We start from the raw sequence: 16837 nt of genomic DNA, 5'->3' as shown, positions 1-16837 counted from the left end.
TTCAGTTGTCCGTCTCCGATTTCACCGTGTCACTCGTTCGCAGAGTGCCGGTTTCCTGCAGGTACGACGCCAGCTTGTCCGGACAGTAGGTTTCGATGGCCAGGGCGGTGGCGGTGAAGATGTCGCCATCCGCGATGACCGGCCGGCTGCCCGGACCGCTGGCGCCATTGCTGATGGCCGCCTGATAGCGCGCCTTGATCAGCGGCGACTCCGGATCCTGGCACACCAGCCCGCCGTCGGCGCCGAGGGAATCGGCGATCACGCGCGGTTCCGGGGCCGCGAGCCCGGCCTCGGTGAGCCGGGACCGCAGCACCTCCGCCTTGCGCAGCGCGGCATCGGAACCGCGCTCCTGCCGGAAGATGATCACCCCGATGACCGCGACCGCCACCAGGATCACCGCGACCATGAGATACGTTGTCCGCCGCACGCTTTCGGGCGCGCCGCCGGTGTCGGTCATGCCAGGGCCTCCTCGGGGACATCGGTCTTCCAGCCGGGTCTGCGGAACTTCAAGAACAGGAACGGAATCAGCAGCCCGACTATGCCCATACCGAGACCGATGACGAGCACGTAGCCGAGCGCGCTGCCGCTGCCGTACTGCGAGGGCGGCACGAATCCGATGAGGAAGGCCGCGACCGAGGAGACGGTGCCCAGCCCGCACAGCGCGATCAGGGCCGGGGCCCGGTAGCCGCGCGGATGGTCTGGCTGGTTGCGGCGCAGGCGAATCGCGGCCGCGAACATGAGCACGTACATGATCAGATAGACCTGGGTGGTGATCACCGACAGGATCCAGTAGGCGCTGGAGACATCGGGGATGAAGGCGTACAGCAGGGCCAGCAGCGTGGTCACGATGCCCTGGGCCACCAGCATGTTCTGTTGTACGCCATGCTTGTTCACCCGCGTCAGCACGGGCGGCAGATACCCCTCCTTGCGCCCGATGAGCAGCAGCCCCTTCGACGGCCCGGCCAGCCAGGTGAGCATGCCGCCCAATGCCGCGGCCACCAGCATGACGCCGAGCACCGGCGTCAGGAAGCCGATGCCGAAGTGGTTGAAGAACCCGTCGAAGGCCTGCATGACGCCGGCGGTGAGGGACAGGTTCTGCGCGGGCACCACCCAGCTGATCACCACGGCCGGGACGATGAAGATGATCAGCACCAGGCCGACCGCCATGGCCATGGCCTTCGGGTACTCCTTGCCGGGATCGCGCAGCGAGGACACGTGCACCGCGTTCATCTCCATGCCTGCGTAGGACAGGAAGTTGTTCACGATCAGCACCAGGCTGGCCAGCCCGGTCCAGGCCGGGAACAGATGCGCGGCGTCCATCGGCGCGGCGGGCTCATTGCCCTGGGCGAGGAAGACGAAGCCTAGGATCACCAGCAGCGCACCGGGCACCAGCGTGCCGATGATCAGTCCCATACTCGATAGTCCCGCAACGGTTTTGGTGCCCTGCGAGGATACGAAGACTGCCGCCCAGTAGATGGTGATGATGACGATCGCCACGTATACGCCGTTGGCCGCGAGCGAGGGGTTGATGATGTAGGCGAAAGTGCTTGCCACATAGGCCAACAGGCTCGGGTAGTAGAAGATGGTCATGGCGAACTGGCACCACACCGCCAGGAAGCCCATGGGCTGGGACAGGCCCTCCCCCACCCATTTGTAGACTCCGCCCGCCCAGCCCGACGCCAGTTCGGCCGCCACGAAGGCGGTCGGCAGCAGGAACAGCAGCGCGGGCACCAGATACAGGAATACACAGGCCAATCCGTAGACGGCCATGGTCGGCGAGGCCCGCAGGCTGGCCACCGAACTCGTGGTCATGAGGGCCAGGGTCACCCAGGAGATGTAGTTGGTGGCCGTCGCCGGCTTGCTCGCCGTGCCAGTCATCGCCGATCCTTTCCGAAACCGTACGATCGAACGCGGAAAACGCAGAGCTGGAACGAGATTCAGAACACCGAGAATTGGCCGACGCGCGCGAAGGTCTCCAGCGCCACCGCGCCCGCGACCGAGTTGCCCTTGGCGTCGAGTCCGGGCCCCCAGGCGGCGACCGAGCACTGGCCCGGTACCACGGCGAGCAGTCCGCCGCCCACCCCGCTCTTGACCGGAAGGCCGATGCGGTAGGCGTATTCGCCCGCGCCGTCGTAGGTGCCGCACATGGTCATGAGCGCGGTGATGTGCCGGGCGTCGTCGCGGCTGAGCAGGCGGCTGCCGTCGGCGCGCAGGCCGTGCCGGGCGATGAGCAGCCCGGCCTTGGCCAGTTCCGCGCAGGTGATATTGAACGAGCACTGCCGGAAGTAGTGGTCCAGGGCGAGTTCCACGCTGTTGCGCATATTCCCGAAGCTCGCCATGAGGTAGGCGATGGCCCGATTGCGATCCCCGGTGCACAGTTCGGATTCGGCGATGACGCTGTCCACGTCCAGCGCCGGATTGCCGGTCTCGGCCCGCAGGAGGTCGCGCAGTGCGGCCACGGCATCGCCGGTATCTGCCAGCAACTGATCAGCGACCACAATGGCGCCGGGGTTGATATAGGGATTGCGCGGAATGCCGTTCTCCAACTGGAGTTCGATCAGGTCATTGAAGGCCATCCCGGAAGGCTCGCGCCGCACCCGCTTCCAGATGCCGCCGTCCTGGCGGGCGAGCACCAGCGCGAGTGCGAAGGCCTTGGAAATACTCTCGATCGCAAAGGGAACATCCACGTCACCGCCGGTATAGAGCTTTCCCTCGACGGTGGCGACAGCGAATCCGAACTGTTTGGGATCAACCTCGGCAAGACCCGGAATGTAGTCGGCGACCGCACCCTCCCCGATATGCGGCGCCGTGGCGGACATCACCTGCTCGATGACATGCCGATAGTCCATAGTGCTGAATAGTAACTGTTCAGCAACTATCTCTGGATTACGAAACGGTAGCTTGCTCAACCAGTTTCGATGGATCGGGAACTGGCGCGTTCTTCTCGGCAAACAGCAGTCGCGAACACTGTGGAGGCCCCGATGACCGGCAATCTGGACCCCGACGACCTCTACGCGATGCCCGGCATCAAACGCCCGGCGCCGCGTCACGGATTTCCGGAGCAGGAGATCTATCCCCAGGTCGCCTACCAGATCGTGCACGACGAGCTGCTGCTCGACGGCGTCTCCCGGATGAACCTGGCCACCTTCTGCACCACCTGGGTCGACGACCAGGCGCGGCGGCTCATGAACGAATGCCTCGACAAGAACATCGTCGACAAGGACGAATACCCGCAGACCGCCGAACTCGAACGGCGCGGCGTGCGCATGCTGGCCGATCTGTGGCATTCGCCCGATGCCGAGCGCACCCTGGGCACCTCCACCACCGGTTCCAGCGAGGCGGCCATGCTGGGCGGGCTCGCGGCGAAGTTCCGCTGGCGCGCGCGGGGCGGCACGGGCATGCCGAACTTCGTGTGCGGTCCGGTCCAGGTGTGCTGGGAGAAGTTCGCCCGCTACCTCGATGTGGAGATCCGGCAGGTCCCGCTGCGCGGCGCGCGGTACACCATGCATCCCGACGATGTGGCCGCCTACTGCGACGAGAACACCATCATGGTGGTGCCGACCTTCGGGCAGACCTTCACCGGGCTGTTCGAGGACGTCGAGGGCGTCAGCAAGGCCCTCGACGACCTGCAGGCCCGGACCGGGCTGGACATCCCGATCCATGTGGACGCGGCCAGCGGCGGCTTCCTGGCGCCGTTCTGCGCTCCGGAGATCGTGTGGGATTTCCGGCTGCCGCGGGTGAAATCCATCAATGCCTCCGGGCACAAGACCGGGCTGGCGCCGCTGGGCGCGGGCTGGGCCGTCTGGCGCACGGCCGCGGATCTGCCGCGGGACCTGATCTTCAATGTCGACTATCTCGGCGGCTCCATGGCCACCTTCAATCTCAACTTCTCCCGCCCGGGCGGACAGGCCATCACCCAGTACTACGACTTCATTCGCTTGGGGCGCACCGGATATCGGCGCGTGCAGTCCGCCATCTACGCCGCCGGTCAGCATCTGGCCAAGGGATTGACCGAGGTCGGGCCCTTCGAGCTGATCCACGATGCCGATCCGCGGCGCGGGATCACGGCGGTGTCCTGGCGGTTGTCCGGTAAGGAGAATTTCAACCTCTACGACCTGTCCGACCGGCTGCGCACCCGCGGCTGGCTCATCGCCGCCTATCCGCTGCCCGCCGATCGCGAGAACGAGACCATCATGCGGGCGGTGCTGCGACACGGGTTCACCTACGACATGGCCGACCTGCTGCTCGCGGATGTGCAGCGCGGCATGAAGCAGCTGCACGCGCATCCCTTGCGAACCTCGCTCACCCGTGAGGACGCGGGCGGGTTCACGCACAGCGCGACCGCGGCCGTGCCGACACCGAAAGCGCCGCCGGCACGGACGACAGCAGGATCCGGCAAGTCCACAACCGCTGCGACCAAGGCGAAAACCAACGGATCCGGCGGCAAGGGCGGCGGCAAGAGGGCGAAATCCTCTGCGGGTAAGGCGAAGTCGTGAGCGGCGCGCATCGCGCCGGTGCGGCGGGCCGGAGTGTGGCGGCGCCCGGCGCCGGTGCGCCGTCGAGCACCAGATACCTGAGCACGGTCGCCCTCGGCTTCACCACCGCCGCGGCCATTGTCACCAGCCTGCGCGGCCTGCCCGCGATGGCCAAGGAAGAACTGACCATGTTCTTCTACATCGGCTTTTCCGTGGTGCTCTTCCTGATTCCGGCCGGCCTGGTGTCGGCCGAACTCGGCAGTGCGTTCGGCCGCAAGGCCGGTGGTCTCTACGCCTGGATCAGCGGGGCCTTCGGCAAGAAGGTGGGCTTCTGGGTGATCTTCCTGTCCTGGCTGCAGGCCATGGTCTTCTTCCCCACCGGACTGAGCTTCGCCGCCGCCGGTGTCGCTTTCGCCATCGACAGACCCGAGATGGCGCAGGACCACATTTACGTCGGCGTTTTCTCGGTCATCGCCTACTGGGCCTGCACCCTGGTCGCACTGGCCGGAAATCAGCTGGCGGCCAAGGTGACTCAGGCCGGGTTCCTGCTCGGCACTGCGATTCCCGGTCTCATCCTGCTGGGCCTGTTCCTCTGGTGGGTGCTCGGCGGGCACACCATCGGCTGGGAGCACACCACCGATCCGGCGGTCACCGTCGAGCGCGACGGCCACGACGCGCCCCGCTTCATGCCCTACATCGCGGGCCTGTCCGCCCTGGCGTTCCTCGGCAATATCCTGGAGAACTTCACCGGTATCGAGTCGCAGGCGGTGCACGCCACCGAGCTGCGCAATCCGGGCCGCCAGTACCCCGTGGTCATCATGATCGCCGCCGTCGCCTCGGCCGCCATCTTCACCCTCGGCGCGCTGGCGGTCGCGGGCATTCTCCCCTACGACAGGATCAACCTGAACTCCGGCGTATTCGACGCCCTCACTTCCGGTTTCGGCACCCTGATGAATATCGGCTGGCCGGTTCTCGTCCTGGCGGCCCTGATCGCCTACGGCGCCCTCGCCGGCACCCTGGCCTGGATCACCGGCCCCAGCCGCGGCGTCCTGGCCACCGCCCACGACGGCATGCTCCCGCCGATCCTGCAGAAGGTGAATTCCCGTGGGGTGCAATCCAATATTCTGATCGTCCAGGGCGTCATGGTCACCGTCCTGTGCGCCCCCTACTTCTTCATGACGGATGTGAGCAGCGCCTTCTTCCTCATCACCGCCATGGCCGTGGGCATCTACATCATCATCTATCTCTTCATGTACGCCGCGGCCATCCGGCTCCGCTACACCCGGCCCGACCTGGAACGCCCCTTCAAGGTCCCCGGTGGTAAGGCCGGCATCTGGGCCTGCGCCGGAACCGGCTTCGCCGCAATGGCGTTCGCCCTGGTGACGGCCTTCGTCCCGCCCTCGCAACTCCCCATCGGCAATCCGGCGACCTATGTTGCCCTGGTCGCCGGCGGCACCGTCTTCTTCTGCCTGGTCCCGATGGTCGTCGAACGCCTCCGCAAACCCGGCTGGGCCGCGCCGGAGGATGTGAAGGCCAGAGCGCTCGGCCCCGGCGCCTAGCGGTCGGCGAGGCCGACGGTGTCGAGGACCCAGGCGAATTCGAAGGCCACTTCCTTCCACTTCTCGTAGCGGCCGCTGACGCCGCCGTGGCCGGCGGACATCTCGGTCTTCAGCAGCAGCTGGGAGTGGCCGGTCTTGGTGGCGCGCAGGGCGGCCACCCACTTGGCCGGTTCGACGTACAGGACCCGGGTGTCGTTGAGGCTGGTGATGGCGAGGATGGCCGGGTAGTCCTTGGCCTCGACGTTCTCGTACGGCGAGTAGGACTTCATGTAGTCGTAGACGTCCTTGTCCGCCAAGGGATTACCCCACTCGTCCCACTCGATGACGGTGAGCGGGAGGGAGGGATCCAGGATGGAGGTCAGCGGGTCCACGAACGGCACATTCGCCAGGATGCCGGTGAACAGCTCCGGCGCCAGGTTGGCCACCGCGCCGACGAGCAGGCCGCCGGCGCTGCCGCCGTCGGCGATCATGCGATCGGGGGCGGTGACGCCGGTGTCGATGAGATGCCTTGCGCAGGAGACGAAGTCGGTGAAGGTGTTCTTCTTGGTGAGGGTCTTGCCGTTCTCGTACCAGAGCCGGCCCATCTCGCCGCCGCCGCGCACGTGGGCGACCGCGAACACCATGCCGCGGTCCAGCATGGACAGGCGCGCCACCGAGAAGCCCGGGTCGATGCTGGCCTCGTAGGAGCCGTATCCGTAGAGCAGCAACGGCTTCGGACCGGCCGGGGCGTCCTTGCGCACCACGATGGAGATCGGGATGCGGGTGCCGTCCGCGGCGACCGCCCAATCCCGATGCTGTTCATAGTCTCCGGCGTCGTACCCGCCGAGCACCGGCTGCTCCTTGCGGAGCAGCAGCTCGCCGGTCTCGGGCACGTAGTCGAAGACCTGCATCGGGGTGATGAACGAGGTCAGGCCCACCCGCAGGGTGGGCTGCTCCCATTCCGGATTGGAGCCCAGACCGGCGGCGAAGAGCTCGAGCTCGAAGTCGATCTCCTTCGGCTCGCCGTAGCCCTCGGGCGTCAGCGGCCAGACCGCCACCCGCGGCAACGCCTCGCGGCGGTAGCTGAGCACCAGCTTGTCGGAGAAGGCGTCGACGTCCTCCAGGCGCACATCGTCGCGGTGCGGGATGAGAATGGTCTGGTTCGCCGGATCCGAGACCGGCGCCTCGGCGAGCACGAAGTTCTCCGCCTTCACCCCGTCGACGACATCGTTGTGCAGGATGAGCAGGCGGTCCTCGCCGCCGACCACCGCGTGCTCGGCCGAGTACTCGACGCCCTCGCGGCGCGGCAGCAGGACCCGGAACTCGCCTTCGGGATTGTCGGACTCCAGGATCCAGCCCTCGCTGGTGATCTTGGAGCCGACCCACACCACCAGGTACTTCTCCGAGCGGGTCGCGCCGATGCTCACCCAGTAGCGCTCGTCCGGCTCGTGGAAGACCTTGACGTCGGCGTCCTGGGCGGCGCCCAGCCGATGCCGCCACACGGTGTCGGGCCGCCACGACTCGTCGACGGTCTGATAGAAGACGTGCGTGCCGTCGAGCGACCAGGTCGCGCCGGGTGCGGTGCCGGGAATCTCGTCGGCCAGCAGTTCACCGGTCTCCAGATTCTTGAAGCGCAGCACATAGCGCTCATCGCCGACGGTGTCGACGGAGAAGGCCAGCAGATCGCCGGCGTGGCTGATGGAGAAGGCGCCGAGCGCGAAGAAGTCGTGGCCCTCGGCCAGTTCGTTGGAATCCAGCAGCACCTGCTCGCCGGGCACCTCGGTCCCGACCTCGAGCTGTGGCGGGGTCCAGTCGTTCTTGTCGGCAATCGGGCAGCGGCAGTGCACGCCGTATTGCTTGCCCTCGAAGCTGCGCGAGTAGTACCAGTAGTCACCCATGCGGGTAGGCACCGACAGGTCGGTTTCCTGGGTGCGGCCCTTGATCTCCTCGAAGATCTTCTCCCGCAGCGGCCGCAGCTTCGCGGTCTGCGCGTCGGTATAGGCGTTCTCCGCCTCCAGATACGCGATGACCTCCGGGTTCTCCTTGTCCCGCAGCCACTCGTACTGGTCGATGAAGACGTCACCGTGGTGCACGCGCTCGGTCGGCACCCGTTTGGCGATCGGCGCCGTCACGATCGCGCCGGATTGTGAGGTCGCGCTACCACTGTCCAAAGCCATGCGTCCACGTTAGTGGTGCCCCGCGACAGCAGCCCGCCGGACCCGCGTCCAGCTGCGAAAGGCCGGTGAAATGATCCGAGCGCCCGGCCGATGGCGAGCGCTCGAGGAGCGAGCCGATGATCAGAAGGCTATCGGCGGTGCGAACGCCCGTTCGCCGAATGCTGCCGCTGATCGTAGAGGAAGAAGACCGCCGCTTTGCGTCGAGCACACTGGTCGGTCGGACAACTTCTATGAATCCGCAGAATGCTGTGCGCCATCTCCACCGTGAACCGCGCGGGTACGACATCACAGCTATCGGAGATGGGAGCGGCTCGCTGCGGGGACCATGGCGTGCGCACCACATACCTCCTTCCGCTGACACAGAATGGAATATCCGATCCGTGCCGCTCGCAAACACTGGCATGATGAGTGCGATCTACATCACCGTCCAGTACTTCGCAGCGATCGCACAGGGAGTGTCCGGAAGTGGAAGCGAAGAACCGCGAGATCGAGCCCGATGCCGTCTGGCGGCGCAGTGACGACCAGGCCGATGGCGTCGAAATCGCCTTTCTGGCCAGTGGAAATGTCGGATTGCGGGATTCCCGCAATCCGGAGGGGCCGGTGCTGATCTTCACACCGGGCGAGTGGAAGGCCTTCGTGGCCGGCGCCAAGGACGGCGAATTCAACCGTCCCGCAAGCTGATCGGATTCACGTCGCGGCCATCGGCGGCGCACCGGTCTCGGTGCGCGCGCCGGTGGGCACGACATCCGGCAGCCCGGATGGCGAGCGTCGAGATCATCGCGCCGTAGCGCTGTGCGCGGGGGCCGGAGCCTACGCGCCGATCGCACCGCCGATGGTCGGCCAGGATGCGTGCAGCGTGTCCTGCCAGTACGACCATGAGTGCGTGCCCACCGGGCTGTGGTCGATGCGCGCCGGAATGCTCAACTCGCGCAACCGCTGTTCGAAAGCGGTGACGCAGGCGTTCACACCGAATTCGATGGGCCCACCGAAGAAGATGTTCTCCGGCAGCTGCGGTTTGATCTCCAGCTCGTGCGGGCCCGGCAGGCCGGTGCCGGTGGAGAGGTAGAGGGTCTTGCCGCGCAGCCGATCCGCGAGAACCGCCGGATTGTGCGCGGCCCAGGCCGGATCCGCGGGGCCGCCCCACATATTGAACGGATTGCCACCGCGATTCGCGATGGAGAAGAGCATGCCGCCCTGCGCGATGGCGAGATCGGGGCAGGCACTGTACCCGGCGACGGCGCGGTACAGGTTCGGATGCCGTACGGCCAGTACGAATGCCGCGGTGCCGCCCATGGACAGCCCGCCGATGGCGTTCACGCCATTGCCGGCGAAATAGCTGTCGATAATGGGCGGAAGTTCCTGTGTCAGAAAGGTTTCCCACTTGTACCGGCCGAAGCGCGGATCATCGGCGATCCAGTCGGTGTAGTAGCTGGCCTGCCCGCCCATGGGCAGCACCACGTTCACGTTCTTGCCGCCGAAGAAGGGTTCGGCATCGGTGGCATTGGTCCAGGTGCTCTGCCCCGCGCCGGGGTCCAGCCCGTCGAGCAGGTAGTAGCTGGGCCGGGCGCCGCCTCCGGCCGGATGCAGCACCTGGACCTGGATGGTGCGGCCCATGGCGGTGGAATCGATGAACAGAGTGGAGCGGGTGGGGCTGAGGTCGTCGACGCGGAGCACCTGGGCCGCGCTCGCGGTTGGCGGGGACGCCAGCGCCGGACTCAGCAAACTTGCGGCGATCGTGAAAATCGCTGCGGCAACGACTCTTCTGCGCATGTCCCCACCTCCATCAGCCCACCAAGAACGCCGTTCAACGTAACTCGAGAGACGGTCGCCCCGAGGAAGATTCAGGTTTTGGCGTGTCCTTGGCAAACCAGTCGGTTCGGATATGGTAATGCACTTCGGCTATTACTTGCCAGCGGTTCTTCCCAACGCGCCCCGAATGGATCCGGCGAGGTAATCCAGGTCCGCCCGCGCCGGCGAGGTGGGCCGCGCCCGCAATCCGAACCCATCACCTGGAGTGCGTGGAATCACATGCAGATGCACATGGAACACCTCCTGGCCCGCGGTCACCCCGTCCGCCAGGAAGAAGTTCACCCCGTCACAGCCGACCTCGGAGTCCCGCAGCGCCGCCGCCACCCGCTGCCCCACCTGAAACAGCTTGCCGCCCAACGCCGGATCGAGTTCGGCCAGACTCCGCGCGGGAATCTTGGGAACCACCAGGACATGTCCGGGCGTCAGCGGCCGAATATCCATGAACGCCAGCACATCCTCGTCCTCGTACACCCGGCTGGCGGGTGCACGACCGGCGACGATGTCGGAGAAGATCGTGTACGGATTCATGTCCGGCAGCCTAGGGCCGGAGAATCCGGACGCCCCTAGAGGATTGGCGACGGGGTGTAGCGGGCCGCCTCCGGATTGGCCTCGACCAGCTTCTGCACCTGGGCGATGACCGCCGCGGTCTGCGCTTCGGCGGCGCCGATGAACGCGGAACGGTCCGCGAGCGCCGCGTCGAGCGCGGCGCGATCCAGCGGCATGCGCTCGTCGGCGGCCAGGCGGTCCAGCAGATCGGGTTCGCGGCCCTGCTCGCGCATGGCCAGGGCCACGGCCACCGCGTGCTCCTTGATGACCTCGTGGGCGGTCTCGCGGCCGACGCCGGCGCGCACCGCGGCCATGAGGATGCGGGTGGTGGCCAGGAACGGCAGGTAGCGATTGAGTTCGCGGTCGATGACGGCCGGGTAGGCGCCGAACTCCGCGAGAATGGTCAGGAAGGTCTCCATCATGCCGTCGACGGCGAAGAAGGCGTCCGGCAGCGCCACGCGGCGGACCACCGAGCAGAACACGTCACCCTCGTTCCACTGCGCACCGGCCAGTTCGGCGGCCATGGAGCCGTAGCCGCGCAGCACCACCTGCAGGCCGTTGACGCGCTCGGCGGAGCGGGTGTTCATCTTGTGCGGCATGGCCGAGGAGCCGACCTGGCCGGGCTGGAAACCCTCGGTGACGAGTTCGTGCCCGGCCATCAGGCGGATGGTGTGCGCGAAGGACGAGGGGCCCGCGCCGATCTGGACCAGCGTGGCGAGCACGTCGTGGTCGAGCGAGCGGGGGTAGACCTGGCCGACGCTGGTCAGGACGTTCTTGAAGCCGAGGTGGTGGGCGACCTTCTGCTCCAGCTGGGCGAGCTTGGCGGCATCGCCGCCGAGCAGGTCGAGCATGTCCTGGGCGGTGCCCATGGGGCCCTTGATGCCGCGCAGCGGGTAGCGGTCGATGAGTTCGCGCAGGCGGGTGAGGGCGATGAGCAGCTCGTCCGCGGCCGAGGCGAAGCGCTTGCCCAGCGTGGTGGCCTGGGCGGCGACATTGTGCGAGCGCCCGGCCATGACCAGGGACTGATATTCGGCGGCGCGCTCGGTGAGGCGGGCGGCGATGGCGATGCCGTGGTCGTGGACGTGCTCGAGCGACAGGCGGATCTGCAGTTGCTCGACATTCTCGGTGAGGTCGCGGGAGGTCATGCCCTTGTGCACGTGCTCGTGCCCGGCCAGGGCGTTGAACTCCTCGATGCGGGCCTTCACATCGTGGCGGGTGACGCGCTCGCGCTCGGCGATGGCGGCCAGATCGACCCGATCGATGACGCGCTCGTAGTCCTCGACCACACCGGCCGGAACGTCCACTCCCAGTTCGGACTGGGCGCGCAGCACCTCCAGCCACAGCCGCCGCTCGAGAACAATCTTGTTCTCCGGCGACCACAGGCGCACCAACTCGGGGCTGGCGTAACGGGTGGCGAGGACGTTCGGCACAAGACTCACGTTTGGCCAGTTTACCGGCGGCGATTCGGCTCGCTTACGCGGGCGGAGCGACAATGTCGATGATCTCCAGCAGCGCCCCGCGCGCCATCCGCCGCGGTTGCGGATCCGCCTCGCCGAGGGCGGTCACCACCGCCCCGTCCACCACCGCCACCAGCCTGCGCGTCTGCTCGGCCCGAACCACCCGATCGGACCGGCGCAGCACGTCGCCCAGCAACTCGTCGAGCTGGGCCCGTAGTCGGAGCTGCACCTCGCGTAGTTCGGGATGGCGGGCGGAGGCGACCGAGCGTTCGTAGCGGGCAATGAGCTGGCCGCGGGCGTCCTCGTCCGGATTCTCCGGGCCGACGAGCAGATCCAGGATCAGATCCACGGTGGCCTCGGCGCCGCGGCGGCGATGGGTCACCTCCCCCACGCGCCGGCGCATGGCCTCCAATTCGGCATTGCCGGAGAACTCCACCGCGCGGGCGATCAAATCCTCGAGCGAGTCGAAGTAGTAGGTGGTGGATGCCAGCGGCAGCTCCGCCCGGGTCGCCACCGAGCGGTGCCGGACCGCTTCGAAGCCGCCCTCGAGCAACAGCTCGGCGGCAGCACAAACCAGCGCTTGGCGACGCCGTTCGCCTTTCGGAGTCGTCGCAGTGGTCACGGTGCAATCGTGCCAGTCATCATCGGTTCATCTGTGCCAAATCTGTGCGATCTGTGGGGATTCCCAGGTTCGTGGGCGATCGGACGAGCCGTGCGGAAACGCGATACTGCTGTTGTACCGCATCTGTGCGGGCTCGGGGGCGAGACCGGAAAGTCTTGGCAGATCAGGCCATATAGCGTTCCAACCGGTCCAGCGCTTCCTCGATATCGGCGCTGGCCCCGGCGAACGAGAAGCGAACCGTGTGCAGGCCGTTGACGGTGTCGAAGTCGATGCCGGGCGCCAGCGCCACCCCGGTGTGGTCGAGCACCTCGGTGCACCAGCGCATCGAATCATCGGTCAGGTGAGCGATATCCGCATACGCGTAGAACGCGCCGTCGGCCGGAGCGAGATCGGTGATACCCAGTTTCGGCAGTCCCGACAGCAGCAGCTGACGGTTGGCGGCGTAGCGGCGCACATGCCCGTCGAGCTCCTCCTTGGCCTCCGCGCCGAAGGCGTGCACGGCCGCGTACTGCGAGATGGCCGGCGGGCACACGGTCATATTCGAGGCCAGCCGCTGCAGGGCCGGGCGCAGCGCGGCGGGCACCAGCATCCAGCCCAGCCGCCAGCCGGTCATGGAGAAGTATTTGGAGACCGAACCGATCACCACGGATTCGCGGGAGGTCTCCCACGCCGAGGCGGTCGGCGCTGTGTCCGATCCCTCCCTGCTCCCACCCGTGTCGTCGTAGACGATGCCGTGATAGATCTCGTCGGAGATGAGCAGCGTGCCGTGCTCATCGCACCAGCGGGCCAGCGCCGCCAGCTCCTCCGGGGCGATCATGGTGCCGGTCGGATTGGCCGGGCTCGCCACGATCAGGCCCGCGGGCGGCTCCGGCAGCGCCTCCAGCATGGCCACCGTCGGCTGGAACCGGGTCTCGGGCCCGCAGTCCAGCTCCACCACCGCGCAGCCCAGCGCGGTGAGCGTATTCCGGTACGCCGGATAGCCCGGCCGGGCCACCACCACGGTGTCCCCCGGATCGAACGCCGCCAGGAAGATGAGCGTGAACGCGCCCGACGACCCGGTCGTCACCACCACGTCCTCGGCGTCCACCGCCACCCCGTAGGTGGACCGATGATGCTCGGCAATGGCCTGTCGCAGCTCCAGGATTCCGAAAGTCTCGGTGTATCCCAGCAATTCGCTGTCCATTGCCTGCCGGGTCGCCCGCAGCACCGCGCGCGGCGCCGGCGTGGACGGCTGCCCCGCGGCCAGCACCAGCACATCCCCGTGTGTCCGGGCCCGTTCAGCTGCTGCTTTCCAGACGTCCATCACGTAGAAAGGTGGAATGGTCGACCGGCGAGATTCGATACGCACGAGACAGACGGTAGAGCACCCGCTCCCCCGCCTGTCCCCTAATGGCCCCTGGAATGGCTGAGGAGGGATTCGTGCCGGGGGGAAAGACCACCGAGGAGACCTCGGCGGCGCGCCGATCCGCGCCCGCCGGGCCCGAGACCAATGGAAAGCGACCATCTGCTGCCGCCCCGTCCGCGACGGCTCCGCCCGCCAACGGGAGCAAGCCCGCCGCACAAGGAACCCCGCCCGCCGCGCCGGCCGCGCACGGGAACGGAGCCGAGCGCGCCGCCCGGGTGCCGCCGGATGACGTGGACCCGGCCGCATCACGCGAGCTCGCCGTCGCCGAGTCGGACGACGCGGACGACGGGGCCGCTACGAGCGATCGAAGCTCGGATGCGGACGCTGCCGACCGGGACCACGGGTTTCGGGTCGGCGAGGGCAGCTACGTCCCGGGGGTGCGCTCGGAACTGACGGGACCGCGCGGTCACGGGCCGCGGGAGCAGAGCGCACGGATGGCGCGGGCAGCCGCGAACGGGGTGGCGTGGGCACGTGCGCGCGCACCGCGGGCGCGGGATCAGGGCGTGGCGCTGTGGGCGCGGCGGCCCAGGTCTCGCGCGGAGGTGACGGAACTCGTCGGGCGAGGCCGGGACGAGGTGCGGCGGCAGGCGCCGGTGGCGCGGGAGTGGGCGTTGCGGCATCGGGCGCTGATCGCCGGGGTCACGGCGGTGCTCGTCTTCGCGGGGGCGGACAGCACCCTCGGGCGGATTCCCATTGATGCGGCGGTGGAACCCGGTGTGGCGCTGCGGGTTCCGACGGCGTATCCCTTGCAGGTGCAGATGCCCGCCTCGACGACCAAGCGGTATCTGGATGCCATCGCCAATGGCGAGCGGATTCGTGAGCAGGCGGTGGTGGCGGCCGCGGCGCGCAATACGCTGGAGCGCGCCAAGGCGGAGGCGGCCGCGGCGGTGGCCGGGGAGTATCAGCCGTGGATGACGGCGGGCACCGACCCCACCTTCGTACTGCCGGGGGTGGGTGCGTTCACGCTGCCCGCCCGAGGCGCGTTCACCTCCGGATTCGGGCCGCGGTGGGGCACCTTCCACGCGGGCATCGATATCGCCGCGCCGCTCGGGTCACCGATCTACGCGGTGGCGGCGGGCACGGTCGTCGCGGCCGGACCGGCGCAGGGGTTCGGGCTGTGGGTCCAGATCCGGCACGACGACGGGACGATCTCGGTCTACGGGCACATGTACGACTTCTTCGTCTCGGTCGGCGAGCGCGTCCCGGCGGGCATGCAGATCGCCCGCATCGGAAACCGCGGTGATTCCACCGGCCCGCATCTACATTTCGAGATCATCCAAAACGGGCAGCGAGTGGATCCGCAGGCCTGGCTGGCATTGCACGGCCTGCGCCTCGGCTGACGCGGAAACGACGCCGCCCCTCGCGAACACGCGAGGGGCGGGACATCGAGAGGCGGGAAGGCTCAGACCGCGGGTTCGGGAACGCTGATGCGGCCCTCGGTGGCGGCCAGCGCGATGTCGGTGCGGAAGTGCCCGCCGGGCAGCTTGATGGTGGCGAGCCGGTCGTAGGCGTTCTTGCGCGCCTCCTCGAGATCGGCGCCCTGGCCGACAATGGCGAGCACGCGGCCGCCGGCGGAGACCAGCGCGCCGTCGGCCCGCTGTGCGGTGCCCGCGTGCAGGACCTCGGACTCGGTTCCGGTGCCGGAGGATTCGGCGCCGGTGATGACATCTCCGGTGCGCGGGCGGGCCGGGTAGTTCTCGGCGGCCAGCACGACGGTGACCGCGGAGCCGTCCTTCCAGCGCGGCGCGGCGACCCGGTCGAGGGTGCCGGTGGCGGTGGCGTTCAGCAGTTCGCCGAGCGGGCTGTCGAGCATGGCCAGCACGGCCTGAGTCTCGGGATCTCCGAAGCGGCAGTTGAATTCGACCACGGCCGGTCCGGCCTGGCCGATGGCCAGGCCCGCGTACAGCAGGCCGCTGAACGGCACGCCCCGACGAACCATTTCCGCCGCAACGGGTTTCACCACATCATCGACAATGGCGGTGAGGGTCTCCTCCGGCAGCCACGGCAGCGGCGTGTAGGCCCCCATACCGCCGGTGTTCGGCCCGGTGTCCCCGTCGCCGACCCGCTTGTGGTCCTGCGCGGGCAGCAGCGGCACCACGGTCTCACCGTCGACCAGGCAGAACAGCGATACCTCGGGACCGTCGAGGAAGGACTCCAGCAGCACCGGATGGCCCTGCTCGAGCAGTTCGGCGCCGTGCTCGCGGGCCACCGACCGGTCGGCCGTCACCACGACGCCCTTACCGGCGGCGAGCCCGTCGTCCTTCACGACCCAGGTGGGCCCGAACCGGTCCAGCGCCGCGTCCAGCTCACCGGGATGATCGACGATCTCACTGTGCGCGGTGCGCACACCGGCCGCGTTCATCACATCCTTGGCGAACGCCTTGGAGCCCTCGATGCGCGCGGCGGCGGCCGACGGCCCGAAGCAGGCGATTCCGGCCTCGCGCACCGCATCCGCGACGCCGAGCACCAGCGGCACCTCCGGCCCGACCACCACGAGATCGGCCGCGAGCTCCCGCGCCAGCTCCACCACCTCCGCACCGGAGGAGGCGTCCACCGGCCGCACCTCGGCGTGCTGGGCGATGCCCGCATTGCCGGGCGCCGCGTACACGGCGCTCACCGCCGGGTCTTTGCGCAGGGCGAGGACGAGGGCATGTTCACGGGCTCCGGAGCCGATGACGAGTACGCGCACGACCGAAAGCTTAGAGGGTGCCTCAGACACTGATCATGGCGGTTACGCAGGCTCGCACCGAGCTGGTGCGTGAACGCGATATCTCACGGTCAGGAGCCCGCGAACAATACCCGGGGAGG

The 16837-nt window shown here is 68.0% G+C and carries 14 protein-coding genes; 4 read left to right on the top strand and 10 right to left on the bottom strand.

Going from position 1 to position 16837, the window contains the following annotated elements:
• Position 1: 1 nt before the first annotated feature.
• Genes ACYQ5L_RS03480 through ACYQ5L_RS03470 form a run of 3 tightly spaced genes read right to left on the bottom strand, consistent with a single transcriptional unit; the run spans position 2 to position 2849 of the window.
• Positions 2-457, bottom strand: a complete 456-nt coding sequence (locus tag ACYQ5L_RS03480; protein WP_459955420.1) for a hypothetical protein — start codon at positions 455-457, stop codon at positions 2-4.
• Positions 454-1878 carry a glutamate/gamma-aminobutyrate antiporter GadC gene (gene gadC / locus ACYQ5L_RS03475; RefSeq protein WP_459955418.1) on the bottom strand — a complete coding sequence of 475 codons (1425 nt, stop codon included), beginning with the start codon at positions 1876-1878 and terminating at the stop codon, positions 454-456. The genes ACYQ5L_RS03480 and gadC overlap by 4 nt, the downstream gene beginning before the upstream one ends.
• A gap of 59 nt (positions 1879-1937) precedes the next feature.
• Positions 1938-2849, bottom strand: a complete 912-nt coding sequence (locus ACYQ5L_RS03470; RefSeq protein ID WP_459955416.1) for a glutaminase — start codon at positions 2847-2849, stop codon at positions 1938-1940.
• A gap of 132 nt (positions 2850-2981) precedes the next feature.
• Here ACYQ5L_RS03470 and gad point away from each other — a divergent pair, with 132 nt between their 5' ends.
• On the top strand, positions 2982-4496 hold the full coding sequence (gene gad / locus ACYQ5L_RS03465; protein ID WP_459955415.1) for a glutamate decarboxylase: 1515 nt from the start codon (positions 2982-2984) through the stop codon (positions 4494-4496).
• On the top strand, positions 4493-6034 hold the full coding sequence (locus ACYQ5L_RS03460; protein ID WP_459955413.1) for an APC family permease: 1542 nt from the start codon (positions 4493-4495) through the stop codon (positions 6032-6034). Before gad ends, ACYQ5L_RS03460 begins: the two co-directional genes overlap by 4 nt.
• Here the strand turns inward: ACYQ5L_RS03460 and ACYQ5L_RS03455 are convergent.
• Positions 6031-8190, bottom strand: a complete 2160-nt coding sequence (locus tag ACYQ5L_RS03455) for a S9 family peptidase (protein ID WP_459955412.1) — start codon at positions 8188-8190, stop codon at positions 6031-6033. The two genes, ACYQ5L_RS03460 and ACYQ5L_RS03455, sit on opposite strands and share 4 nt — an antisense overlap.
• 465 nt (positions 8191-8655) lie before the next feature.
• On the opposite strand from ACYQ5L_RS03455, the gene ACYQ5L_RS03450 reads away from it, so the two are divergent.
• Positions 8656-8871 (top strand): DUF397 domain-containing protein, encoded by a 216-nt coding sequence (locus tag ACYQ5L_RS03450; protein WP_459955411.1) that lies wholly within the window; start codon positions 8656-8658, stop codon positions 8869-8871.
• Positions 8872-9000: 129 nt separating this feature from the next.
• On the opposite strand, the gene ACYQ5L_RS03445 is transcribed toward ACYQ5L_RS03450, so the two are convergent.
• From ACYQ5L_RS03445 to ACYQ5L_RS03425, 5 genes are all read right to left on the bottom strand, one after another.
• A complete protein-coding gene (locus ACYQ5L_RS03445; RefSeq protein ID WP_459955410.1) occupies positions 9001-9960 on the bottom strand; it encodes an alpha/beta hydrolase in 960 nt (319 codons plus the stop codon).
• 132 nt (positions 9961-10092) lie between these two features.
• Positions 10093-10527, bottom strand: coding sequence for an HIT family protein (locus tag ACYQ5L_RS03440; RefSeq protein ID WP_459955408.1), 435 nt, complete (start codon positions 10525-10527; stop codon positions 10093-10095).
• 35 nt (positions 10528-10562) lie between these two features.
• Positions 10563-11984 carry an adenylosuccinate lyase gene (gene purB, locus ACYQ5L_RS03435; RefSeq protein WP_459955405.1) on the bottom strand — a complete coding sequence of 474 codons (1422 nt, stop codon included), beginning with the start codon at positions 11982-11984 and terminating at the stop codon, positions 10563-10565.
• 34 nt (positions 11985-12018) lie between these two features.
• The gene (locus ACYQ5L_RS03430; RefSeq protein WP_379192550.1) at positions 12019-12624 is read right to left on the bottom strand and encodes a TetR/AcrR family transcriptional regulator; all 606 of its coding nucleotides are present in this window, start codon (positions 12622-12624) and stop codon (positions 12019-12021) included.
• Positions 12625-12787: 163 nt separating this feature from the next.
• The gene (locus ACYQ5L_RS03425) at positions 12788-13972 is read right to left on the bottom strand and encodes a pyridoxal phosphate-dependent aminotransferase (RefSeq protein WP_459955402.1); all 1185 of its coding nucleotides are present in this window, start codon (positions 13970-13972) and stop codon (positions 12788-12790) included.
• A 491-nt stretch (positions 13973-14463) separates the two neighbouring features.
• On the opposite strand from ACYQ5L_RS03425, the gene ACYQ5L_RS03420 reads away from it, so the two are divergent.
• Complete coding sequence (locus ACYQ5L_RS03420) at positions 14464-15369, top strand: M23 family metallopeptidase (RefSeq protein ID WP_459963314.1); 906 nt, start codon at positions 14464-14466, stop codon at positions 15367-15369.
• A gap of 62 nt (positions 15370-15431) precedes the next feature.
• On the opposite strand, the gene purD is transcribed toward ACYQ5L_RS03420, so the two are convergent.
• On the bottom strand, positions 15432-16718 hold the full coding sequence (purD, locus tag ACYQ5L_RS03415) for a phosphoribosylamine--glycine ligase (RefSeq protein WP_459955400.1): 1287 nt from the start codon (positions 16716-16718) through the stop codon (positions 15432-15434).
• Positions 16719-16837: the final 119 nt, after the last annotated feature.

This window comes from Nocardia sp. IFM 10818 (genome assembly GCF_054655275.1).
The sequence above is the reverse complement of the archived record's forward strand: the minus strand, read 5'-3'. Positions and strand labels throughout refer to the sequence as shown.